We start from the raw sequence: 24,004 nt of genomic DNA on the forward strand, positions 1-24,004 counted from the left end.
CAACTAGAGCCCGACGGACAGGCTGATGAGGTAGGTCCGCGGGTCACCCTGCACCAGATAGTTGGCCCCCGGGAAGCCGCCCGTAGACGACCAATAGTTTTTGTTCAGAACGTTCTCAGCCCTTGCGCGCAAGGTCAGCTCATTCTCTGAAACCGTCCAGCTATAGGCGGCGCCAATGTCGAGGCGCGTCCATGAATCGATTGCAACACTATTGGCTGTGTTCGTGTACTGTTCACCTGTGTACATAATTCGACTGTCCAGCGACAGGCCGGGCACCGATGCAACAGCGTATTGCGCCGACAGGTTGGCCTGAAACTCCGGCACGCCGATCGGGCGATTGCCTTCATTCAGGCCACCATCGGTTGTCTCTAGCTCCGCATCCAGCCAGGTAAACCCGCCGATCAGCTGCAGGTCCGTCACAGGTTCCCCATAGGCGACAGCTTCAAGGCCGCTCACCCGCACTTCGCCGCCATCTGTAAAGACGCCATCGTCTACAATCGACTGGGGCTGGTTGAGCGTGAAGACACTGACGGTCCCGCCATAGCTACCCTGATCAAATTTGACGCCAGCCTCCAGCTGTTCGCCGCGGAAGGGGTCGAGGATTTCGCCAGCATTGCTGATAGGTGTACCACCGCTGGTCGCAGGGGCAATGGCCCCGGGGCGCAGGTTTTCGGCATAGTTCCCGAAGACGGAAATACCATCGGTCGCGCGATAGACAACGCCAACCGTCGGGGTGACCGCGTCCGCGCTGTAGGATGAAAGTTCTGCGCCGGTGTTGTAATCAAATGACGTCGTTTCGATGTCCTGAAAACGCAGGCCCAGCGTCGCCTGTAGCCTGCCGTCAATGAAAGACAGCGTGTCGGCCAGAGCGTAGCTCGTGTTTGTCGTTTCTTCCGTGGTCAGCGGATTGTCGAGCTCTCCGCCCGTGAAGAAGTCATTGGCGGGAATTGCTGCGCTGTTGATTTCATACAGATTGCCCGGGATGGTGTTGATGAAATCTGACAGAGCGTAGGCGTTTTTCGATTCAAGATCGATGACGGATGCCGATGCGACGAAGCGGTGGTCAATGCTTCCCGTCGCCACTGTCCAGCTGATACCCGTGTCGGCAGAGACGACATTGTCCTCCCGCGTATTGTCAAAGCGGTAGGCGGTGGTCAGGCCTTCGGCGGTGGCATTGGGGTTGGCAAGGACGTTCTGTTCCTCCCCCGTGCGTCCCCCAACGGCCAGCCAGGCTGTCACCGCAGTTGTCAGATCAACCTCGCCGCGGAAAGCGCCGAAAAGCTGCTGTTCGTCCGTATAGGTCCATGGCTGACCATAATTCGCGTCGGTGCCGGGGACTTCTGGCACATCGCCAAGGGGGGTGACCTGTGGACGGGGGCGGTCGATGCGATGATCCTGATAGCCCATGTCAAAGGTGAAGCGGACGCGCTCCCCCCGATAGTCGGTGCCAAGGGAGAGAACGGTCAGGTCCCTCTCCTGTCCTTCAATCGCCGTTTCACCGTCCCGCTTGACGGCATTGATACGGATGCCGAACTCATCATCAGTGCCAAAGCGCCGACCGGCGTCGGCGGCCAGCGACAAATGGCCCTGTCCAACGAGGCCAGCGGTGAGCCGTGTTACCGGCTCTTCGCCTGCGCGCTTGGGCACGATATTCACGAGGCCGCCGGATGCGCTGCCGCCGGGGGCTGCCCCGTTCAGGAAGGCGTTCGCGCCGCGGAAGACCTCGACCCGCTCAATCAGTTCCGCTGCCACAAACTGCCGCGGAAGAATGCCGTAGACACCGTTATAGGTCATGTCATCGGAATAGACGGGGAAGCCGCGGATGATGAAGACTTCCTGGAAGTTGCCAAACCCTTTGGCGAGCCGGACGGTGGGGTCATTTCGCACAGCATCGCCGACGCTGATGGCCTGCTGCTGGCGCAGAAGGTCCTCGGTATAGCCAATACTGGAGAAGGGCTGTTCCATATAATCGAGATTGCCCAGAAGGCCCGCGCGCGCGCCGCGGCTGACCTGATCGCCATCATAGGTCCCGCCTAGCACCACCTGCGATCCGGTCACGATAATCATGTCCTCATCGGCGGTTTCCTGGGCGAACGCCGAGGCGGAAAGGGCGGCAAGGACGCTGGCTGAACTGACAAGCCACTGTTTCATGAGGGCATTCCTTCAAACGGTATCTGGTGATAGCGCTCCTGCCACAACTTGCAATCAATTCGCAATAGCAATCGCGGATTACTGCCCGCGTCGAAAAAGGCGCCCCTCTCAGGAGCGCCTCTAGAAGTGATAGGGTCGGACAAGCGCAGACGAACGCTCTGATCGCATCTTGGGAAATATCTGAGCATGACGACTCACTGTCCCACGCGCGCAATATGTCATACGATGTTTTCTGTGAAGTCGCTGTAGAAGGCATACCATGCCGACATCGCTTTCGCTGCTTGCCCTGACCTTGGGGTCGATGGCAGCGGACCTTTCCGCTTCGGACGCTGTCGGCGCCTGCCGATTTGAGGACGACATCTACAGCCCGGCATTAAACCTGTCTCTGGACGGGCCATATCGCGATCGTCAGGAGGCGGACTGCACGCTGACGGGCCGCCTTTCCTATACAGGAATGCCCTTCGGCCTTCTCTTTGAACTGAAACGTGATGGAACGAGCAATAAAATCTGCATCGCTCGGAATGGAATTGCCGCGACAAAGCTAAAACAGCGGGCCGGAGCGGTAGTCGAACTCACCGGGCACTTTGAAAAGCTGACGGAATCCGAGGATTGTGCAGCGCTCAAATATGGTGAGTCCCTCATTCCCTGCGGCTATTGTGGCGAGAACGTGTTTGTCGCCTCGTCAATAAAGCGCTGACATTATTGCCCGTCTCTGTCGATGGTCGTAGAAACAGCTGTGGATCGAATTGCCCCAAACGGAACCACGTGAATGTCACGCAGCAAGGTGATCAAGGGCGTCTGTTACGCGCTACTCGCTGTAGCAGCGCTATGGTCCTGTAGACCATTTTCTGAACGGCCCGTGAAAAATCCGTACGGATGCTATATCACGGTCGAAAAGGACAGAAAACTGTGCCTTCACGAAGACCAGTCCTATTCACAACATTCCCTGAATATAAATTTTGAAATGACTCTCGAACACGCTGGGAGATGGAGGTCATTTTCCAATACCGATCCCTCTACTGGACAGGTATTCTCTTCATTCGTCCTGTACGATTATCTGCTGGACAATGAATATATCGAGCTGGACATTCGCCCCGTTCAAGTAGACCTCGGCAAGCCGGAGCTAGGCGTTTTTGGACGTCGGTATGTGATGCCAAGAGATGAGACGCACGGAAATTGAACGCCGGCATCTTGGCCTTTTACAATCAGCACAATACAAAACTTCAAGAACGATGCCCCCCCGCAAAAACAATGAAGCGCAGGGGCATTAGTTTTAAGGCGCGTCTTTCTCCGCATACATGCCGATGACCGCGCCCGTGAAGCCACCGGCGACAGCCGTCGTCAGGACGCTCGCATCGGCATCATTCAGCATGGTGGTGTAGGTTTCACCATCGAGGCTGTAGGCGAAATCAAGGTCCGCCTTGTCGATCGACATGCGCAGGAAAATCGGCGCCCCCTCTGCCAGGTCAATATCCAGCGTCGTGATGACATCTCCTGCTTCAGCACTGTCTGCACCCTTCCGACGGCGGACGATCAGCTGAGAGGTGTCACCTTCCTGCGAGACGCCGAACTTGTAGAAATGCTCGGAGTTCTGGATCGCGGCCATACCCGCCTCCTCCCCAGCCGATGGACTGAAAAGCATTTTTGTGGTCGCACTGGCGGTCATATGCTGCACCCGGCGGCCCACGAAAGAGGGCTGCTGCTTCATGCCCATCTTTTCTGGGCGCGGCGTGATTGAGAGCGTGCCCTCGTTCATGGACCACCATTCATCATGTGGCGTACGAACGAAGAGCCATTCAGGGCCAAGCGCCTCTCCATCAAACTCGTCCCGGACAGTGAAGTTGCCAGTCAGCGGACGAGAGCCCAGCTTCACCTCGGGCAGATTTGGTTTCTTTACGGCATAGGGTACAGCCTCATCCGTCATGATGAGCGGCCAGCCATCCTGCCATGTCACGGGCAGCATGAACGTTTCCCGCCCAGTGTGGAAACGTCCCGGGTCCTGGGGCGGCGTTGCAAGATCATATGGCCGGGCGGCAAGGAAGACGGCCCACCAGTCACCGGCCGCATCCTGAAAAATGTCAGCGTGACCGGTTGCCGTGACCGGGTTCGGACGGTCGTCTGGCAGGCCCAGTTGGGTCAGGATCGGATTGCCCTCATAAGGTGTGTACGGTCCAAAAACATCATCCGCAGCATAGACCAGCTGCTTGTGCTTGTACCCGGTGCCGCCTTCCGGCGCGGAGAGAATGTAACGCCCGTCGTGCTTATAGATGTGAGGCCCCTCATTATATTCCTGCGGATCATCCGGGTCTGCCCCACCATCAACCAGCATGACATCCTCTGACAAAGGCGCGAAGGTGACGGGGTCCACCTGCATCACCCAGAGCGCCGTGTTCGCTTCGTATTGCTTGTCGGCGGGATCGCCGTGATGCACGATGAAGACGCGCCCGTCATCGTCAAAGAAGAAGGATGGGTCGATACCGGGAATATGAGGAAGCCAAATGGGATCAGACCACGGCCCCGCCGGATCGTCTGCCGTCAGCACAAAATTCCCGCCGCAGGCCACGCAGGTATTGGCAATGTAGAACGTGCCATCGTTATGGTCGATCGTTGCGGCGTACACCCCGTTATACCCCAGATGTAGCCCGTCGAACGGCATCATGTCCGGCCGGTCAATCGCATTGCCCAGCTGTTCCCAGTGGACGAGGTCCTGACTATGAAACACAGGGATGCCGGGATAGAAGCCAAACGTCGAATTGACCATGTAGTAGTCATCGCCGACCGCAACGACACTGGGATCGGGATAGTACCCCGCCAGAATGGGGTTACGATATTCGTCCGGACCAAGAGCCGTCTCAAACACGGCATCGTTCCCCTGATACTCAAACCATTCGAAAAGAGGCCCAGCCGCTTCTGTCTGCGCCACCACCGCATCAGGGCTGACAGCACCATCCATCGGCTCGGCCGACTGATCAGTGCAACCGGCAATTAATCCGATTGCTGACATTAAAAAGACGCGCGACAGTAGCATTCTGTAGACCTCCCAAATTTGTTGGGCGCAGGATATTCAGAGCCAGTCTTGAAGTCCATTGAAAAGAAAACGGTTTCATGAACGCGCCCCCGCCTGTCGTTTCACATATTGCATAGCCGTCCCATTAAGTGCGTCGTATGCAAAACGAGACACAAATCGCTCAGGGAGACATCCATGCCCAATCTGACCCGTCGACACGCCCTTTCCCTCATGACCGCAAGCGCAGCCATTGCCGGAACAGGCTTTGCGCATCCGACAGCGCCCCTTTTTGAAGGGCCATCGCTCAAGGAACTGGCAGCCGCGAAGGGCCTGCTGTTCGGCACCGCAGTGCACACAGAACATCTGAACGACTGGCGGTATGTGAATATCCTGCAGGCGGAATGCGACGTCATCGTCGGTGAGAATGAGCAGAAAATGTACGCGATCGAACCCGAGAAAGATCAATGGCAATTCGGGCGCGCCGACGACCTCGCTGCGTTTGCCCAACTGAACGGCATGAAGCTGCGTGGTCATACCTTGCTGTGGAACCACAATGACTATCTGCCCGGATGGCTGAAAGGTTATGAGTTCGCGTCGGCGTCAGAAGCCGAGACCGTCCTGCGCGAGTACATCACGAAGGTCGCCAGCCATTATTCGCCGCAGATCTATCACTGGGATGTGATCAACGAGAGGCTGGACCCCAAGACGGGTGAGCTGCGCGCGACGCCATTTACCAAGGCGCTTGGCCCGGCTGTTGTGGACATTGCCTTCGACGCCGCCCATCGGGCCGCGCCTGACGCAAAACTGACGTATAATGACTTCATGACCTGGGAGGAAGGGAACGAAGTGCATCGCAAGGCGGTTCTGAACCTTCTCGAAACCATGCTGAAAAATGATGTCCCCTGACGGGTCTCGGCATACAGGGGCACGCCAAGTGGGAAAGCCTGTCCGCTTTTTTTCCCGGCACGACAGAAAGCGTGGGGACAATTTCTGGACGAGATCAGTGACATGGGGCTTGAACTCTATTTCACAGAATTTGACGTGAATGATGGCGACACGGCGAGCGGCACCGATGCCGAGCGCGATGAGCGTATTGCATCGTACACAAGAGACTATATGGACCTGATGCTGAGTTATCCGGCGATGAAAGAGTTCATCACCTGGGCGATGGCGGATCAGTATAGCTGGATTCAACAGTTCGTGGATGGCGATGAGTTGGTCCGCCGCCCCCTGCCCTATGGCGATGATTACAAGGTCAAACCCATGCGCCAGGCCATGGCCGACGCATTCAGGGCAGCGCCAGCCCGCAGCTGATCACGTCCGCTCATCAGCCTGCTAATCTTATTTCCGCAGGCTGCTTTCCCTCACGATCAGCTGCGACTCAAGCAGTGTCGTGTCCACGGTCTTGCCGTCGATTATATCGAGCATCATCTCGACCATCTTCTTGCCGCCACGCTCAATCTGCTGACTGACCGTCGTGATGGAGGGGTCGAAATTACTGGCCATTGAGATATCGTCGTATCCCACGACCGCAATATCGTGGGGCACCGAATAGCCGGCGCGGCGCAGCGCTGTGACTGTGTTCATGGCGATCACATCACTGGCGCAAAAAATGCCGTCAAAGGTCACACCCCTGGCAATGATCTGCTCGGCGGCGCGCCGCGCATCCTGGCCGTCAAACGGCGCCTTGAAAATCAGGTCTTCATCGACCGGGGCCCCCTGCACCTCGAAGGCTTTGCGAAAGCCGGCAAGACGCAGGCCAATCTCTGGCTCAGCCGGATCGCCGATAAATGCGATGCGTTTGCACTGCACATCGTTCATCAGGTGTTCGGTTGCCATCTGGCCGCCCACGACATTATCCGTCCCCACCACCACGTAATTGTGGTCGGGCAGGTGTCCCCCCCACACGATGATCTGGCGGTACATGGAGGCAAATGTGTCGAGCGCCTCAAGATCCTGCCCCTGTCCCATGAAGATGATACCGTCCGCCCGGCCGCTCTGGATCGAGTTCTTCTCGACACTGTCGAGCCATGGCGCGCGTTTGGTCAGGAGCAGATCGTAGCCGTGTTCGGACAGCGCGTCCGATAACGATCCGAGCATGTCGAGATAGAACGGGTCTGCCATATGCTGGCGTCCCGCCGACGCCAGAGGGATGACCACTTCGATGGACCGGCTGCGCTTCTGGCGCAGACTGCGGGCATTGATATTGACCGTATAATTGGCCTCACGGGCGATTTTCAGGATCCGGTCACGGGTCGCCTTGGCGATAAGGGGAGAACCTGACAGCGCCCTTGATACTGTCGATTCGGATACGCCGGCCGCTTGGGCAATGTCGAACATCGTGACGGGACCCGGGGGCGCTTTCAAATCAGACATGGCTCGTTCTGGTACTTCCCGTCACAATTATCTTCTTTGCATCGCGTCACGTTGATCACGGCACGCTAGCCCTCTGGAGACGAGCAAGCGAGCACTCAGAGTCCTTCAACGAGCGATGTGCCACCGATAAACCGGGCTGAATACGTTTGCAAAGCGGGTGTTTCACATTCCGAAAAGACCGCCTCCGGTGCACAATCCCGACTTCGCGCGGATCCGCGGCCCGTCTTGACGCGCCGGATGGAGGTCTTGCAGCTTGGGTGGATACAAAAATAAGGACAGCGAAAAGCGTCCTGGTGGAGGAATGAAGATGCATGCTCTGACTTTTGGGAGCGTCTGCTCCCTGCTGACGCTGGCGCTCGCCGTCCCGTCCCATGCGGCGGACGCGAAACGCGAAACCTTTGGCACACTGGACGATGGTGCCGCAATTGAAGCGGTCACCCTGACCACCGACAGCGGCTATACAGCCCGGGTCATCACGCTTGGCGGGATCTTACAGTCGATGTCAGTCCCCGACCGCGACGGCAAGGCCGAAGACATTGTTCTGGGGTTTGATACGGCGCAGGGCTATCTCGACAACCCGTCTTATATGGGCGCCACGATTGGCCGCTTTGCCAACCGGATTGGCGGCGCATCTTTCGAGCTTGATGGCACGCAGTACGATATCGACGCCAACGAAAACGGCAACACGCTGCATGGCGGCGCTGAAGGGTGGGACAAGAAAGTCTGGACCATTTCAAAGGTAAAAGACGGCAAGACTTCCGCTTCCGTCACGCTCGCCTATACGAGCCCCGATGGCGAGATGGGCTATCCCGGCAAGGTGGATGCGAAAGTCACCTACACGCTTGATGAGGACGGCACGCTGACGATCGACCATTCGGCCAAGACCAACAAGCCGACGGTCATCAACATGACCAATCACAGCTATTTCAACCTGTCCGGCCATGACGGCATGACGCCAATTCTCAGCCACGAGCTGATGATTCCGGCGGATCACTATACCCCCGTCAGTGATGACCTGATCCCCACCGGTGAGTTGAGGGCCGTCGACGGCACCCCGTTCGATTTCCGCACGATAAAAACGATCGGCGAGGACATCCGCAGCGGCGATGACGAGCAGATCACCATCGCGCTTGGCTTTGACCATAATTTCGTCGTTGGTCCGGTCGAAGGCGACGGTGTCCAGCTTGTGGCGACACTGGTCGATGAAGCGTCCGGCCGTGCCATGGACGTGCTGACCGACAAGCCCGCCGTGCAGTTCTACTCAGGCAATTTCCTCGACGGCACCTTCGCCGGCAAGAACGACACCATCTATCGCCAGGGCGATGCCCTCTGCCTTGAGCCGCAGGTCTATCCTGACGCGCCGAACAAGCCAGATTTCCCGTCAGCCCGGCTCAACCCCGGTGAGACCTATCATCACAAAATGGTTCTTCGGTTCCGTACCGACGCCGCAAACTGAGCAGGACGGGTAGGACATCATGGCATTCGGATTGCTCGACTGGACCGTCCTTGGTCTGTTCATGGCTGCCCTCGCCGGCATCGTGGCGTGGGTCGCTCTTCAAAAAGAGGAAGACACTGAGGATTATTTCCTCGCGGGTCGCGACGCCGGCTGGCTTGCCATCGGCGCGTCGATCTTCGCCTCGAATATTGGCTCTGAGCATCTCATCGGCCTCGCCTCCTCCGGGGCCGAAAACGGCATGGCGATGGCGCACTGGGAGTTCCAGTCCTGGATCATCCTGATCCTCGCCTGGGTCTTCGTGCCATTTTACTGGCGCACACAGATCTTCACGACCCCTGAATTCCTGGAGCGTCGTTATTCCCCCACCACCCGGACGTTCTTTTCGTTCATCTCTCTCGTTGCCTATGTCCTGACCAAAGTCTCCGTGACGGTGTTTGCCGGTGGTCTGGCGATCAAGGAAATCTTTGGCATTGAGAGCATGTTCGGCGTCGACTTCTTCTGGATCGCCGCGCTCTCCCTCATCGTCATCACGGGCATCTACACAGTCATCGGCGGGATGAAGGCGGTCCTTTGGACATCCGTCCTGCAGACCCCCGTTCTCCTGCTCGGGTCGATCATCATCCTGTTCGCGGGCTTGACGCAGCTGGGCGGTGAAGCAGGGCTTCTTGAAGGCTTTGCCGAGATGAAGCGCATCAACGGCGACAATATGCACCTCATCCGTCCGATGAACGATCCTGACTTCCCCTGGCCTGCGGTCGTTGGCGGGTCCATCATCATCGGCCTTTGGTACTGGTGTACTGACCAGTATATTGTCCAGCGTGTCCTGTCGGCACGCGATATGAAACAGGCCCGGCGCGGCGCCATCTTTGGCGGCTACCTCAAGCTCTTCCCGGTTTTCATTTTCCTCGTGCCGGGAATGATCGCCTTTGCGATGTCTGAAAAAGGCATGCTGGACCTTTCCAATGGGGCGGACACGGCATTCCCGATCATGGTTCGCGAGCTGCTGCCAGCCGGTGTCAAAGGCGTTGTCCTGGGCGGCGCGATTGCTGCGCTGATGAGCTCCCTCGCCTCCCTGTTCAACTCGTCCGCAACGCTTTTCACCGTCGATTTCTATCAGCGGATGGTCAAGGACAAGTCCAAGCAGCACTATCTGGCGGTAGGCCGCTGGGCGACGATCATTGTCGTGGTGCTGGGTGTCGCCTGGGTGCCGGTACTGCAGTCAGGCATTTTGGGTGACAGTCTCTACACCGCGCTGCAGCGGGTACAGGGTCTCATCGCGCCATCGATTGTGGCCGTCTTCTTCCTTGGCATTTTCTCCAAGTGGATCACGCCTACGGCCGGCCTTGTCGGTCTCGTCGCAGGCTTTATCGCCGGCATGACGGTGCTCGTCCTGCAGTTCTCCCCCTCTCTCGCCGCGTCCAACGGCTTCTTTGAGTGGGTGTACGCACAGAACTGGCTGTATCATACCTGCCTTCTCTTCGCCTTCACGGTGATTCTGATGGTTGGCGTCAGCTTCGTGACCCCCCGCAAGAGCGAGGCGTTGCTGGCTGGTCTGACGTTCAATTCAACGTCTGCCGAGGACAAGGCCGAGGTGAAGGCCAGCTGGGATATCTGGGATGTCGTCCACAGCGTCGCCATCTGCGGCATTATCGCCCTCGTCTATATTTTCTTCTGGTAGGCCAAGGCTTACCCGTCCCGTCAGCGCCGGTGGGTGACTGGCGGGACGTTACTCCCGGTCAGGAATATTTATGTCTCTTACTGCTCTCAAAGAAAAATCCGTCTGGTTCGTCGTCGGCAGCCAGCACCTGTACGGCAAGGAAACGCTCGATGCGGTCGACCGTCAATCGCGCAAAGTCGCCGCCACACTGGCCGACAGCGACGCCATGCCCGTCACCCTGGACTTCAAGGGCGTGGTCACGACCCCCTCTGAAATCCTCGCTGTCTGCAAAAAAGCAAACGATGCCGAAGACTGCGTCGGCCTTGTCTTCTGGATGCACACCTTCAGCCCGGCCAAGATGTGGATCGCTGGCCTGCAGGCCCTGCAGAAGCCTTTCCTCCAGCTGAATACACAGTATGGTGAGGAAATCCCCTGGTCGTCCATCGACATGAACTACATGAACCTGAACCAGTCCGCCCATGGCGACCGGGAATTCGGGTATATTTGCTCACGCCTGCGCATCGATCGGAAGATCGTCTGTGGCCACTGGAAAGATGTGTCGACCCAGCAGGCAATTGGCGAATGGACCCGTGCCGCGGTCGGTCATGACACGATGCGCAATACGCGCATTGCCCGCTTCGGTGATAACATGCGCCAGGTGGCCGTCACTGAAGGTGACAAGGTCGATGCGCAGATCCGCCTCGGCGCGACCGTTGATGGGTATGGCCTTGGCGATGTGGCAGCTTTCGTCGATGCCGTCGAAATGGGCCGCATCAAGGACGATGTCGGCGCTGTCATGGACAGTTATGACGTACCGACAGAACTGGCGCCCGGAGGCGACCGTCACAGCTCCCTCATTGATGCGCTGCAGATTGAACTGGGCATTCGCGACTTCCTTGCCGAGAACAATTATCACGGCTTCACCACAACATTCGAGATCCTGCACGGCCTGAAACAGCTCCCCGGCATCAGCGCGCAGCGCATGATGGCCGACGGGTTCGGATTTGGCGCCGAGGGCGACTGGAAGACTGCAATCCTTGTGCGGACCATGAAGACCATGGCCCAGGGGCTGCCCGGCGGGTCGTCCTTCATGGAAGACTATACCTATGATTTCCGCGCCGAGGGCGGCATTGTCCTTGGCTCGCACATGCTGGAGATCTGTCCGACGATTGCGTCCGGCAAGCCGCGTGTGGCGGTTCATCCGCTGGCGATTGGCGGCAAGGAAGACCCTGTACGGCTGATCTTTACCACGCCTGCCGGCCCTGCGATCAATGTTGCCATGGTGGATCTGGGCGACCGGTTCCGCTGGATTTGTGGCGAGCTCGACGTGGTCGATGCCCCCAACGAGATGCCAAAGCTGCCCGTCGCTTCTGCGTTCTGGAAAACGCGTCCCTCATTCAACACTGGCACTGCCTGCTGGATGCATGGAGGCGGTGCGCACCATTCAGGCTTCTCCATGGCGCTGAACACCGAGCATATGCGCGATCTGGCAGAGATGGTGGGCATCGAAATGCTGGTCATCGGCGCGGATACCACCGTCGAAGACTTCAAACGGGATATCCGCTTGGGCGACGTCTCATATCGCTAGGAGGTCCGCATGAGCGATCTGAAGCAACTTAAAGAGGACGTGTTTGCGGCCAATATGGCGCTTGTCTCCCACGGCCTCGTCATTCTGACTTGGGGCAATGTGAGCGGCATTGACCGCGATCGCGGGCTGGTCGTGATCAAGCCCTCTGGCGTGCCCTATGACGATATGTCTGCAGACGACATGGTTGTTATTGATCTTGAGGGCAAGGTCGTTGAGGGCTCGCTGAAGCCTTCATCCGACACGGCGACGCATCTTGTCCTGTACAACCGGTTCGAGCAGATCGGCGGGGTCGCGCATACCCATTCGACCCACGCCGTCGCCTGGGCACAGGCAGGCCGGTCCATTCCCCTTCTTGGCACGACGCACGCAGATTATTTTGCCAGCGACGTGCCTGTCACCCGCGATATGACGCGGGAAGAAATAGAAGGGGCTTTCGAGCACGAAACTGGCAACGTCATCTGCGAAACGATTGGCGAGCGTGACCCCCTTCATATTCCCGGCGTGCTTTTGAAAAACCATGCCCCGTTCACGTGGGGGAAATCCGCCAGCGAAGCCGTTCGCAATTCCGTCGTTCTAGAAGAAGTGGCCCGCATGGCCATTCTGACCCATCAGATCAAGGACGCGCCAACAATGAACGATGACCTGACCACCAAGCATTTCCAGCGCAAGCATGGTCCAAATGCCTATTACGGACAGAAATAGAAGATGACTGACCAGACCCTCGTTCTCGGCCTCGATTACGGGACGGATTCGGCCCGCGCCCTTCTCGTCGATGCCAGAAGTGGTGACACGCTTGGCACGGCCGTCGCCCCCTATACCCGCTGGGCGAAGCGGCAATATTGCAAGCCAGAAGACGATCAGTACCGCCAGCACCCGCTTGATTATATCGAGGCGCTTGAGCAGGCGGTGAAGGGCGCGCTTGAAGAAGCCGGTCCCGAGGCGGCGTCGCGCGTCGCGGGGATATCCTTCGACACAACGGGTTCCACGCCGTGCCTTATCGATAAGGACGGCATACCCCTCGCCCTTCACGACGAGTTCGCCAACGACCCGGACGCGATGTTCGTTCTGTGGAAAGATCATACATCGGTGCAGGAGGCAGCTCATATCAACCAGCTGGCTGCAACATGGAACACGGATTATCTGAAATATGTCGGCGGTATCTATTCGTCTGAATGGGGGTGGGCAAAGATCGCTCACCTGCTGAAAAACAATGACCGCGTCCATGCGGCGGCGGCCTCGTTTGTTGAGCATTGCGACTGGATGCCAGCCCTCCTCACCGGAAAGCAGGGCCTGAGCCAGATGCCGCGCGGACGGTGTGCGGCCGGCCACAAGAATCTGTGGGCGGACGAGTGGGACGGCCTGCCGGAAGAAGGATTTCTCACGGCAATCGAACCAAGGCTCGCAGGCTACCGTGATACCTTTGCCAGGGAAACACTGACGAGCGATCAGACCGTTGGCTATCTCACCAAAGACTGGGCGGCGCGTCTTGGCCTGCCTGAAGGGATCGCGGTCGGCGCAGGCGCATTTGACTGCCACATGGGCGCCGTGGGTGGCGAGGTCCAGCCGGGCAGCCTGTCGCGCGTCATCGGCACATCAACCTGTGACATCATGATTACCCCAGCCGACACGTTGGGGGACCGCACGGTCGCAGGCATCTGCGGCCAGGTTGACGGCTCCGTCGTTCCCGACATGGTCGGGCTGGAGGCCGGGCAGTCGGCTTTTGGTGATCTGTATGCGTGGTTTGTCGACCTGATCTGCTGGCCTCTTAAAGACGCCCAAGGGACTGTGAGCGCGGCGGACCGCGATCGGGTGATCAGAAATCTGTCCGAGGCAGCGACGTCCATCAAACCAGGCGATACCGCGCCCCTTTGCCTCGACTGGATGAATGGGCGACGCACGCCCGATGCCAACCAGGAAGTCAGAGGCGCCATTGCCGGGCTGTCGCTCGGCAGTGATGCGCCCCGCATCTTCCGCGCAATTATCGAAGGGACCTGCTTTGGCTCGCGCGCCATCGTTGACCGGATGCGCCGCGAGGGCGTTGGGATCAACGATGTGATCGCGCTAGGTGGTGTTGCCCAGAAATCCCCCCTCGTCATGCAGATCATGGCGGATGTGCTCGGCATGCCTATTCGCGTAGCCCGGGCTGAGCAGACCTGCGCGCTCGGCGCGGCCATGTTCGCGGCCATCGGTGCTGGCCTGCATGACAGCGTCGCCGCAGCGCAGTCCAGCATGGGACAGGGCTTTGGCACCACCTATGAACCCGACCCGCAGCGTGCCGCCTATTACGATGAAATCTACGAGACGCGGTACGTTCCGCTGGGCCGCTTTGTGGAGCGGGAGCTGACAAACCGCGCCTGAGGCGCTTGTCTTTCTGGTCGAGGACAGCAAGGACAGGGCACTTCCCAACGCAGAGGTGCCCTATGACCACTCCCTCCCCGGTTCTTCAGACCATGATGTCCGCCGCACAGGCAGGCGGTGACGTCCTGCGCAATGCTTTTGCACGACTGGGGACATTGACGATACAGCACAAAAAATCATCGGACTTTGTGTCGGAAGCCGATCTGGATGCCGAGAAAGTCATTTTCCGTATTCTGAAGGATGCCTACCCCGCCTATTCGGCCCATCTGGAAGAAGGCGGTATCGTTGAGGGCGCGGACAAGGACCATCAGTGGATTGTCGACCCGCTCGATGGGACGACAAACTTCCTGCACGGCCTGCCGCATTTTTCCGTGTCCATCGCCCTGGCCTATCGCGGAAAGCCAATCGCCGGGGTCGTCTTCAATCCGGTCAGTAACGAGATGTTCGTTGCGGAAGAAGGCCACGGTGCGCTGCTGAACGGAAATCCCATCAAGGTCTCGGGCCACAAGCCGCTGGCCGAATGCCTGTTCGGGACGGGCCTGCCGTTCAAGGACAAGAAAGGCCATGAGGCGATGGCGCAAGAGCTGATCGCACCCATGAAATCCCTGGCCGGCATACGACGTCTCGGATCGGCTGCCCTGGACCTCGCCTTTGTGGCGAGTGGACGGTTTGATGTGTTCTGGGAACATGATCTCAGCCCTTGGGATGTCGCCGCGGGCATCATTCTTATCCGCGAGGCAGGCGGCTGTGTGACCTCTTTTGATGGCACACAGACCGACCTTCCCTATCGCTCCATCCTCGCGTCGAACACGACGCTGCACGAAGAGGCCATAGCGCTTCTCACTGGATGAAAGTCGGGCGCCGGGACGCCCAACCTTTATTCCATGGTCAGCACGACAACCGAGTGCGCGGGCAGTGTGACCGTGAAAATATCATTCTCCGCACTGACGGACATGGAAGTGGGGACCACGGCCGTCTTGTCGTCGAAGGTATTGTGGCCATCCATACGGGCGGCGGTCAGCACGCGTCCATTCAATGTTGCAGCCCCACTGGCGGGCAAGGACACATCGTGGCTGGATTTGGGATCAGCGTTGACCAGGCCGATCACGATCTCGCCCTCGGGCGTACGGGCAGCTGTCGCGGACAATGCCGGGAAGCTGATGTCACCGGACGTGTAGCTGGGGCTGTCCAATGCGATTTCCAATGCCGTCGCCCCTTGGAATGGCGTGTACATCTCAAACACATGATAGGTGGGCGTCAGCACCATGTCCGGGCCATCGACGAGGATCATGGCCTGCAGAACGTTCACCATCTGCGCGATATTGGTCATCGGCACGCGGTCTGCATAGTCGTGGAAGATGTTGAAGTTCAGGGCCGCGACAACCGCATCACGGATCGTGTTCTGCTGGTAAAGCGCTGGCGCGCCCTCCTCACCATCAACCCACATGCCCCACTCGTCCACATACAGACCAAAATCGTCACCAAGCTCATGCTCATCGATCATGGCAAGCGACGCATCAATGGCCGGTTTGATACGCAGTGTATTGCGAATGGTGGACGCCCACTCTTCTTCGGGAAAATCGAGCGCGTCTCCCTTCTCACCCCAATCCCCGGTCGGCAGGGTGTAGTAGTGAAGCGAGATGCCCTCACTCAGGCTGCCGATATTGGGATGGTCGAGCACATCCTTTGAGTAGTCGATGTTGCCCTCATGCGACCCTGAAATCACCCGCTTGGGCTGCTCCCCTGACGTCTTCAGGAATGTTGCCCAAAGAGCATAAAGATCGGCATAGGCGTCGGGGCGCAAATGGCCGCCGCAGCCCCACGTTTCGTTGCCCACGGACAAATAATCGATTTTCCACGGTTCGGCACGGCCATTGGCCCGACGCTCGTCGGCCAGATCAGATTTGCCGTCAAAGGTGATATATTCAAGCCAGTCCGTCGCTTCGTTCAGCGTACCGGTCCCGAGATTGACGTTGAGATAGGTCTTGGCCCCCAGACGTTCGGCGAGATTGAAGAATTCATGGGTACCGAAAGTGTTGGGTTCCGGTGTACCGCCCCACGCCATGTTCGTGCGCCCGGCCCGTTTTGACCCGACGCCGTCCCGCCAGTGATAGAGGTCAGCATAACACCCGCCCGGCCAGCGGATGACAGGGATATCGAGCTTGTCGAGCGCGTCGAAGACATCATTTCGAATCCCATCCGTATTCGGAATTTTGCTTTTCTTGCCCACCCAGATGCTGTCATAGGGCTGCCCGCCCAGATGCTCCAGAAACTGGCCATAGACCTCAGGCTGGATCACGCCGATCTCGCTGTCGGTGTTGATCGTCAATTCTGTCTGCGCGAAGGCAGGCAAGGCTGTCAGTGTGGCAAGGGCGCTGATCGCCGTCGCAAATTTTCTCATAAATCCTCCAACATCTCTTTTTAATGGGGCCGCGTCATTTCTTGGGCGGTTTGGTGGTGGTGATAATTGTCGTCCCGCCCGATCGTCGACCGCAGATCGGCAGGATCACCCTGATGGAAGCGCCAGTCATCATTGATGGAAATACGTTCGCGCGGCCCCTCTGCCATCGCGCTTCCAGCAAGCGCGATAAAAAGCACACCGCCAACGCCCACCAACACAGACGCCTTCACTTTTACGACCATCGCGTTCGTCCCACTCATGTCGTTACGACATTTTTGTCTTCTTCTGGCGCGCACTCTAGCAAAAACGGGCGCAAGATGAACCCGAACGCGGCTGGTACGGCAATGCGGCCGCGCTTTGGCAACGTTTTCAATTATCGGACAGTCCGTCTCCTCGCGGGAACCTTTCGGGCGGAACGCGGTTTAGACGGAACGAGGGATCATGGACAAAAAAGCATCGCCAGCGGCCAGCGCAACGGCCGCTGACCGCGAGTCATCAAGACAAAAAAACGCTAGACCCGCAGGTCGGGCCATCGTCACCTATGGCCGCAGCCTGATGTCACTGGTCATCGCGCGCTCCCTGCACGAGCGCGGCATTGAAGTCATCGGCTGCGATGATGTGGACATGACGGTTCTGTCCTTCTCCAAGCATGTGAAGGACAATTTCCGGCACACCGCCCTCGACGATAATCTTGAACAGGCCCTGACGGACTTTGAGGAGGCGGTACGGCGCTTCGCTCCCGATGACGACCGACCCTATGTCCTGATACCGGCGTTCCGGGATGCGAGCGTTTTCGCCCGATACCGGGAGCGCTTCGAGCCGCTTATCCGTGTCGCCGCCCCCTCGCCGCAGTCGATCCAGTTCGTTCACCCCAAGGATCACTTCGCCGCATTCGGGGAACGGCACGGTCTGGCTATTCCTCATACGGATATTGTTCACGGCCGGGACTGGCGAAGTGTCGTCGCCCAAGACGCCAAATGGCCGCGGATTGTCAAACCGGCGGACGGTGTTGGCGGCCGCGGGGTAAAACTCGTCAAATCGCCCGAAGACCTTGATCATTACACGGAAAACGTCCACGCCGACGACACGATACTGGTACAGGAAGCGATCGACGGCGAAGATTACTGCGTTTCGGTTGCCGCGGCGGAAGGCGTCCTGACGGGCGCCGTCGTGTACAAAAATCTGCGCCAATTCCCCATCGAGTCCGGCGCCGGTGCCGTGCGAGAAACCGTTGACGCGACGCCTTTTCTACCGGCCACCCGCAAACTGCTGGCGGAGACGAACTGGCACGGCGTGGCGGAAATCGATTTTCGCTGGAATGGTGATCCTGCGGTTGAGCCGACCATTATCGAAGTCAACCCGCGCTTCTGGGCCGGTCTGTTTCACTCGACCGCTTCGGGCGTCGACTTTCCGTATATTGCCTTTTGTCAGGCCGCCGGGATTCCGGTGCCCCCATTTGATCCGGCCAGTGTCGAAATCGGCTTCCAGTCACGCACCTCAGGCGCGTGGCTTCTTTCTGTCGCAGAAGAAGTCTCAAGCTCCGACCCGCATCTCGAGAAAGCCCGGGAAGCGTGGGCGACGATGGGCGATGAGCTGGTGGACGGGCACAAGAGAAAGAGCATCGCCGCCTTCGCCAAAGCGCTGACCGAAGGCACCAGAGGCTTGGGCGTCTCGGGTGCCGTTCTGGAGAAGGGCAAGGATTTTGATCATCTGCCGTCGGAGCTCTCGGTGGACGATGATCCCGCTGTCGGTCTTGGCGCTCTCTTTGCCGTCAGTTCACTCCTGCGTCATGGCAAACTCCCCGACGAGCTGGTCTTCGATGTCAAACAGGAACCCAAGCGCCAGCCCAAAGTGTGGACGCCCGAGCCCGACGCCGGAAGGGAGCGTCCTGTCATCGGCATCACCAAGCCCGATGATGGGGACTGGCTCGCTTATCAATGCATGCGGTTCGCCGTGCGGATGGCAGGCGGTGAACCCGTCAAGATCACGTCGCGCGCGCCGCGTGAGCCACATTCAATCGACGGTCTGCTTTTCGGCGGTGGATCCGACGTCTATCCCGAACTCTATGCGGAAGCCCCCGCAACGGGGCAGCGCTATGACCGGCTCCGTGATGAGATGGAAGCTGACTGGGCGGAAACGGCCGTGCGGGTTGGCATCCCGATGCTGGGGATCTGCCGCGGCATGCAGATGATGAATGTTCTCGACGGTGGGACGCTGTGGCCCGACCTGTCGCAGTACAAAAAGAAATATCCGACCCGCTTCCTGCAGCGCATTTTCTACCGCAAGCCTGTGGAGATCGAAGACAATACCACTCTCGATAGTGTCACTGACGACAACTCGATCTGCGTGAACTCGGTCCACACCCAGGCCATAAAGGATGTGGGTCCGTCGTTTCGCGTGACGGCGCGAGAGCCCAACGGACTGATCCAGGCCATTGAGGCGACCGATGGCCCTTTCCGAATGGGCGTCCAGTTCCACCCTGAGTTCCTGATCTATCGGGCTTTCGCCCGGCAGTTGTTCGAGCGGTTCATAGAGGCCGCCAGCACCTATCGCGCCCAGAAGAAACCGGCGCTGACCGAGGCGCTGGACGACTGATTTCCCAACGCGCCGTTTCGCATCAATAGCTTGTCTAAATGGACCCTAGCCGATCCTGCCAGTTTACGGCATGGTCGGGGCAAAAATGACACGTCAGGGAGCAACCGAATGTCAGAACAATCCGAACCGACATCCAAGAGGACCGACGGTAAGGCCTATTGGCGGGCCACGATCCGTCTGACGGTGACCCTTCTCGTGATCTGGTTTGCGGTGTCCTACGGCGCCGGCATCCTGCTGCGTGACACGCTCGATCAGTTCTCGGTCGGCGGTGCGCCGATGGGGTTCTGGTTCGCCCAGCAGGGCGCCATCTATGTCTTCCTTATCCTGATCGTTGTCTATTGCATCGGCATGAACCGCATCGCCCGCAAACATGGCGTGGAGGGTTAAGTCATGGATCAGACGTTCTGGACATACCTTTTTGTCGGCCTGTCCTTCGCGACCTATGTGGGCATCGCCATCTGGGCGCGCGCTGGCTCGACCAATGATTTTTACGTGGCCGGCCACGATGTCCATCCGGTCGTCAACGGCATGGCGACGGCCGCAGACTGGATGTCCGCCGCCTCATTCCTGTCCATGGCCGGGCTGATCGCCTTTCTTGGCTATGGCGGGTCTGTGTACCTGATGGGCTGGACAGGCGGCTACGTTCTTCTGGCGCTCCTGCTGGCCCCGTTCCTGCGTGAATTCGGCAAGTTCACCGTCCCTGACTTCGTTGGCGACCGATACTACTCAACCTTTGCCCGTATCGTTGCGGTCGTCTGCACACTGTTCGTGTCCTTCACCTATATCGCAGGACAGATGAAGGGTGTGGGCGTCGCGTTCTCCGGCTTCCTCGGCGTGCCGTTCGATATCGGTATCTGGATCGGCATGGCGATCGTCTTCGTCTACGCCACATTCGGCGGTATGAAGGGGGTCACCTATACCCAGGTCGCGCAGTATTGCGTGATGATCTTCGCCTATACGGTACCGGCGATCTTCATCTCCCTGATCATTACGGACAATCCGATCCCGCAGCTTGGCTTTATCAGCAACGCCGCAGGCGAGGATATCTCCATGCTGGAGAAGCTCAACACGGTCGTGACCGATCTGGGCTTCGCCGCCTATACGGAAACCGACAAGTCGATGTTCGACGTCTTTGCCATCACCGGCGCCCTGATGTTCGGCACGGCGGGCCTGCCCCACGTCATCGTGCGGTTCTTCACGGTATCCAGCGCCAAGGCCGCCCGCGTCTCGGCCGGGTGGGCGCTGTTCTTCATCGCCCTGCTCTACACCACGGCGCCGGCCGTCGGTGCCTTTGCGCGGCTCAACTTCGTGCAGACCGTCAATGAGGCGACCTATATCAGCGACGATGAAGACTATGCTTCTCGCGCCGCCGAGATCGAAGCGGCGGGCGGCAAGCCTGTTCCTGAGTGGTACAAGGACTGGGAGAAAACCGATCTTCTTCAGTATGAAGACAAGAACGGTGATGGCATCATGCAGTATCGGGGTCCTGCCGCGCCGGACGGCCTCGAAAACGAAGTGACGCCCAATCGCGATATTTTCGTTCTCGCCAACCCGCAAATTGCCAAATTGCCAGGCTGGGTCATTGGCCTGGTAGTGGCCGGCGGCCTGGCCGCCGCGCTGTCAACGGCCGCAGGCCTGTTGATGGTCATCTCATCGGCCGTCAGTCATGATCTGTGTCGGCGGACCCTGTTCAAGAATATGGACGACAAGACGGAGCTGCGGGTCGCACGGCTTGCCGCCGCTGCCGCCGTCTTCGCCGCGGGTCTGCTGGGGATCAGCGCCGACAAGCTCGGCTTCGTGGCCCAGGTTGTCGCGTTCGCCTTTGGCCTTGCCGCTGCATCCCTGTTCCCGATTATCTTCCTGGGGATTTTCTGGACGAGGATGAACCGCGAAGGCGCCATCACCGCCATGCTGGTCGGTCTGGTCACAACCTTCAGCTATATCTACTACTTCAAGTTCGGGGGCGGCACACCGGACCAGTATTTCCTCGGTGTATCCCCTGAAGGCATCGGGTTCGTTGTGATGTTCCTGTCGCTGATCGTCGGCGCCGTGGTGTCCTTGATCACGCCGCCGCCGCCGCAGGACGTCATCGACCTTGTCGAAGACATCCGCGTCCCCGGTACGCGGAAACCCCATGGGTCGGCTGAAGGCGGTATAGCGCCCGATGCTCTGCACCCGGCGGAATAACCGCCCCAGAATGTAGAAAAAGGCCACCTTTTAGAGGTGGCCTTTTTATTTGGCGGTGTGAGGCGGTCTAGAAGTCTGACCAGTCCGTGTCCGCTTTCAGGGCAGCGTTGCCGTGGGTGCGCGGTGCGGCGGGCCGGGCTTTGGGCTGACGCGCCGGGGCCTTGTCCTGCCCCCGGGTTACCGCAGGAGCGCCCGCTTCGATCCGGAAGCCGCCGATCAGGTCGATCAGCTGGTCCGCCTCGTTCTTCAGCGAGTGGCTGGCCGCGGTCGCTTCTTCCACCATGGCTGCGTTCTGCTGGGTCACCTGGTCCATCTGGTTCACGGCGCTGTTGATCTCATGCAGGCCGCGCGACTGTTCCTGGGCAGAGGTGGTGATGGTCGCTACCAGATCGCTGATATGCGCCACCCGCTCCACGATCGTGGTCAGGGCCGTGCCGGCCTGGCCAACCAGTTTCACGCCTGAGCCCACATGCTCCGAACTCGCCTGGATCAGGGCCTTGATTTCTTTCGCCGCATCCGATGACCGCTGGGCCAGTGCCCGCACCTCGGAGGCGACAACGGCAAAGCCCTTGCCTGCGTCCCCGGCCCGGGCCGCTTCGACACCGGCATTCAGGGCCAGAAGGTTCGTCTGGAAAGCGATCTCGTCAATCACGCCGATGATCTGGGAGATCTCGCCAGAGGACGTCTCAATCGCCCCCATCGCGCTCACCGCCTGGCGGACAATATGCCCGCTCGCTTCGGCTTCCTGACGGGTCGTGCCCACCAGCGTGTTGGCTTCATTGGCGGCCGAGGCCGTCTCCTTCACCGAGGCCGTGGCCTGATCCAGCGCCGCCGCCGTCTGCTCAAGCGAAGCTGCCTGATTCTCCGTCCGACGAGACAGATCATCCGATGCCTGAGAAATCTCCGACACACCAACTTGGATTCCCTGAGCGTTGGCCGCTACCGCGCGCAAGGCAGCCCGTAGCTGTTTTGCCGCTGCGTTGAAATCAGCGCGCAATCCCTCATAGTCACCGTCAAATGGCGTCGTGATTTCCGTGGTGAGATCACCTGCAGCGAGGTGCCGCAATCCCGTCTCCAGATTCGACACGACCAGCGCCTGACGAGCCCGTTCTTCTTCGACCTCGCGTTCCACGCGCAGCCGCTCATTTTCCACCTCGGTAATATCTTCAGCAAATTTGACAATCTTGAAGATGCGGCCCGTGGCATCCACGATTGGATTGTACATGGCCTGGACCCAGATTGGCCGCCGACCCTTCGCATACCGACGGTATTTTCCTGTTGTCGCCTTGCCTTCCGACACGGCTTTCCAGAAACTGGCAAACTCCGGCGTGCGCGCAAAGTCGTCACCGACGAGCATGGTGTAGTGCTTGCCGACCAGCTCGGATTCCGAGTAGCCAACGACATTCAGAAAATTCTTGTTCGCCGACAGAATATTGCCCTTCAGGTCGAATTCCATCACCCCGCGCGACGTGTCCACCGCAGCAACAATGCCAGACGCCGTACGCTGTGCCATGACATCGACCCATTCCAACGTCGCGCCGATATACTCACCCGCGTCATTGTAAACGGCAGAGACGTTGGCCGACATCTTCATACGACCGATGTCGATATCAGTCTTGAACGGCAGCCGTGACGGATCGGCCAGCAGACGACGTTGATGTTCAGGGTTCTTGTGAAAGACGTCGATCGAGCTACCCAGCGTACGGTCCGGGTTAAAATGAGGGAGAGTAGCACGGAACTCAGCGACATTGTCGCGGAAGAGCTTGTCTGCACTATCGTTGATGTACTGAATATTCAGGTCACGATCCACAATCATCATGCCCAGGGATGAGCCATCGAACGCGGACCCCTTGAAATTGCTGATCCGCTGGGCAGCAGCGGCAGACTCAAGCCGCTTGGTCAGTAGAGCAACGGTCTCCGACGGGCTGTTGGCTCCATCCGATACGAGTTCTTGGACCTTGTCCTGAAACCCAAGAAGCCGGCCAAAACGGTATTGGCTGATGAAGAAAAGCGCGATCGCAGTCGCAAGACTGCCCATCATCGTCCATTGAAGACTTGAACTGGAACTGTGCGCTAGAAATGCAATGATACTGCTGGGAACAACAGCAAGAGCTGACAATTGCAACGCCAGAATGACTGACCGATTATTGGCCATAGCTTAACTCCCGAGGTGCCGCGCACCGATTGCCCTATCTTTTGTGTCTGCAACCGCCACTCTGTAGGACTTC

The 24,004-nt window shown here is 58.8% G+C and carries 16 protein-coding genes and 1 pseudogene; 11 read left to right on the forward strand and 6 right to left on the reverse strand.

The features are described 5' to 3' along the window. Positions 1-3: 3 nt before the first annotated feature. A complete protein-coding gene (locus RUI03_RS10600) occupies positions 4-2,151 on the reverse strand; it encodes a TonB-dependent siderophore receptor (RefSeq protein WP_317287432.1) in 2,148 nt (715 codons plus the stop codon). A gap of 259 nt (positions 2,152-2,410) precedes the next feature. Here RUI03_RS10600 and RUI03_RS10605 point away from each other — a divergent pair, with 259 nt between their 5' ends. Then, positions 2,411-2,848: a hypothetical protein gene (locus RUI03_RS10605; RefSeq protein ID WP_317287433.1), complete on the forward strand. Its 438-nt coding sequence runs from the start codon at positions 2,411-2,413 to the stop codon at positions 2,846-2,848. Positions 2,849-3,424: 576 nt separating this feature from the next. Here RUI03_RS10605 and RUI03_RS10610 read toward each other — a convergent pair. After that, a complete protein-coding gene (locus RUI03_RS10610) occupies positions 3,425-5,179 on the reverse strand; it encodes a glycoside hydrolase family 43 protein (protein ID WP_317287434.1) in 1,755 nt (584 codons plus the stop codon). A gap of 210 nt (positions 5,180-5,389) precedes the next feature. On the opposite strand from RUI03_RS10610, the pseudogene RUI03_RS10615 reads away from it, so the two are divergent. Beyond that, a pseudogene (locus RUI03_RS10615) lies at positions 5,390-6,472 on the forward strand (endo-1,4-beta-xylanase). 27 nt (positions 6,473-6,499) lie between these two features. Here the strand turns inward: RUI03_RS10615 and RUI03_RS10620 are convergent. Further along, positions 6,500-7,534: a LacI family DNA-binding transcriptional regulator gene (locus RUI03_RS10620; RefSeq protein WP_317287435.1), complete on the reverse strand. Its 1,035-nt coding sequence runs from the start codon at positions 7,532-7,534 to the stop codon at positions 6,500-6,502. A 307-nt stretch (positions 7,535-7,841) separates the two neighbouring features. Between RUI03_RS10620 and RUI03_RS10625 the strand changes: the two genes are divergently transcribed. The 6 genes from RUI03_RS10625 to RUI03_RS10650 all read left to right on the forward strand — a co-directional run bounded on the left by RUI03_RS10625 (position 7,842) and on the right by RUI03_RS10650 (position 15,444). Next, on the forward strand, positions 7,842-8,990 hold the full coding sequence (locus RUI03_RS10625) for an aldose epimerase family protein (RefSeq protein ID WP_317287436.1): 1,149 nt from the start codon (positions 7,842-7,844) through the stop codon (positions 8,988-8,990). A gap of 19 nt (positions 8,991-9,009) precedes the next feature. Continuing rightward, complete coding sequence (locus RUI03_RS10630) at positions 9,010-10,668, forward strand: sodium:solute symporter (RefSeq protein ID WP_317287437.1); 1,659 nt, start codon at positions 9,010-9,012, stop codon at positions 10,666-10,668. A 70-nt stretch (positions 10,669-10,738) separates the two neighbouring features. After that, positions 10,739-12,235: an L-arabinose isomerase gene (gene araA / locus RUI03_RS10635; protein ID WP_317287438.1), complete on the forward strand. Its 1,497-nt coding sequence runs from the start codon at positions 10,739-10,741 to the stop codon at positions 12,233-12,235. Between the two features lie 9 nt (positions 12,236-12,244). Next, positions 12,245-12,937, forward strand: a complete 693-nt coding sequence (locus RUI03_RS10640; RefSeq protein WP_317287439.1) for an L-ribulose-5-phosphate 4-epimerase — start codon at positions 12,245-12,247, stop codon at positions 12,935-12,937. Between the two features lie 3 nt (positions 12,938-12,940). Next, positions 12,941-14,593, forward strand: a complete 1,653-nt coding sequence (locus RUI03_RS10645; protein ID WP_317287440.1) for a ribulokinase — start codon at positions 12,941-12,943, stop codon at positions 14,591-14,593. Between the two features lie 62 nt (positions 14,594-14,655). Continuing rightward, a complete protein-coding gene (locus RUI03_RS10650) occupies positions 14,656-15,444 on the forward strand; it encodes an inositol monophosphatase family protein (RefSeq protein WP_317287441.1) in 789 nt (262 codons plus the stop codon). Between the two features lie 26 nt (positions 15,445-15,470). Here RUI03_RS10650 and RUI03_RS10655 read toward each other — a convergent pair whose 3' ends face one another. Both RUI03_RS10655 and RUI03_RS10660 read right to left on the reverse strand, forming a co-directional pair. Further along, positions 15,471-16,994 carry an alpha-N-arabinofuranosidase gene (locus RUI03_RS10655; protein WP_317287442.1) on the reverse strand — a complete coding sequence of 508 codons (1,524 nt, stop codon included), beginning with the start codon at positions 16,992-16,994 and terminating at the stop codon, positions 15,471-15,473. A 20-nt stretch (positions 16,995-17,014) separates the two neighbouring features. Then, positions 17,015-17,254 (reverse strand): hypothetical protein, encoded by a 240-nt coding sequence (locus RUI03_RS10660; RefSeq protein WP_317287443.1) that lies wholly within the window; start codon positions 17,252-17,254, stop codon positions 17,015-17,017. Positions 17,255-17,435: 181 nt separating this feature from the next. On the opposite strand from RUI03_RS10660, the gene RUI03_RS10665 reads away from it, so the two are divergent. From RUI03_RS10665 to RUI03_RS10675, 3 genes are all read left to right on the forward strand, one after another. Beyond that, complete coding sequence (locus RUI03_RS10665; RefSeq protein WP_317287444.1) at positions 17,436-19,589, forward strand: gamma-glutamyl-gamma-aminobutyrate hydrolase family protein; 2,154 nt, start codon at positions 17,436-17,438, stop codon at positions 19,587-19,589. A 108-nt stretch (positions 19,590-19,697) separates the two neighbouring features. Next, complete coding sequence (locus RUI03_RS10670; protein WP_317287445.1) at positions 19,698-19,976, forward strand: DUF4212 domain-containing protein; 279 nt, start codon at positions 19,698-19,700, stop codon at positions 19,974-19,976. Between the two features lie 3 nt (positions 19,977-19,979). After that, entirely contained in the window at positions 19,980-21,776 is a 1,797-nt protein-coding gene (locus tag RUI03_RS10675; protein ID WP_317287446.1) for a sodium:solute symporter family protein, read from the forward strand. A gap of 67 nt (positions 21,777-21,843) precedes the next feature. Here the strand turns inward: RUI03_RS10675 and RUI03_RS10680 are convergent, their stop codons facing one another. Beyond that, positions 21,844-23,931, reverse strand: a complete 2,088-nt coding sequence (locus RUI03_RS10680) for a methyl-accepting chemotaxis protein (RefSeq protein WP_317287447.1) — start codon at positions 23,929-23,931, stop codon at positions 21,844-21,846. Positions 23,932-24,004 lie beyond the last annotated feature (73 nt).

The organism is Parvularcula sp. LCG005, assembly GCF_032930845.1.
Taxonomy (GTDB): domain Bacteria; phylum Pseudomonadota; class Alphaproteobacteria; order Caulobacterales; family Parvularculaceae; genus Parvularcula.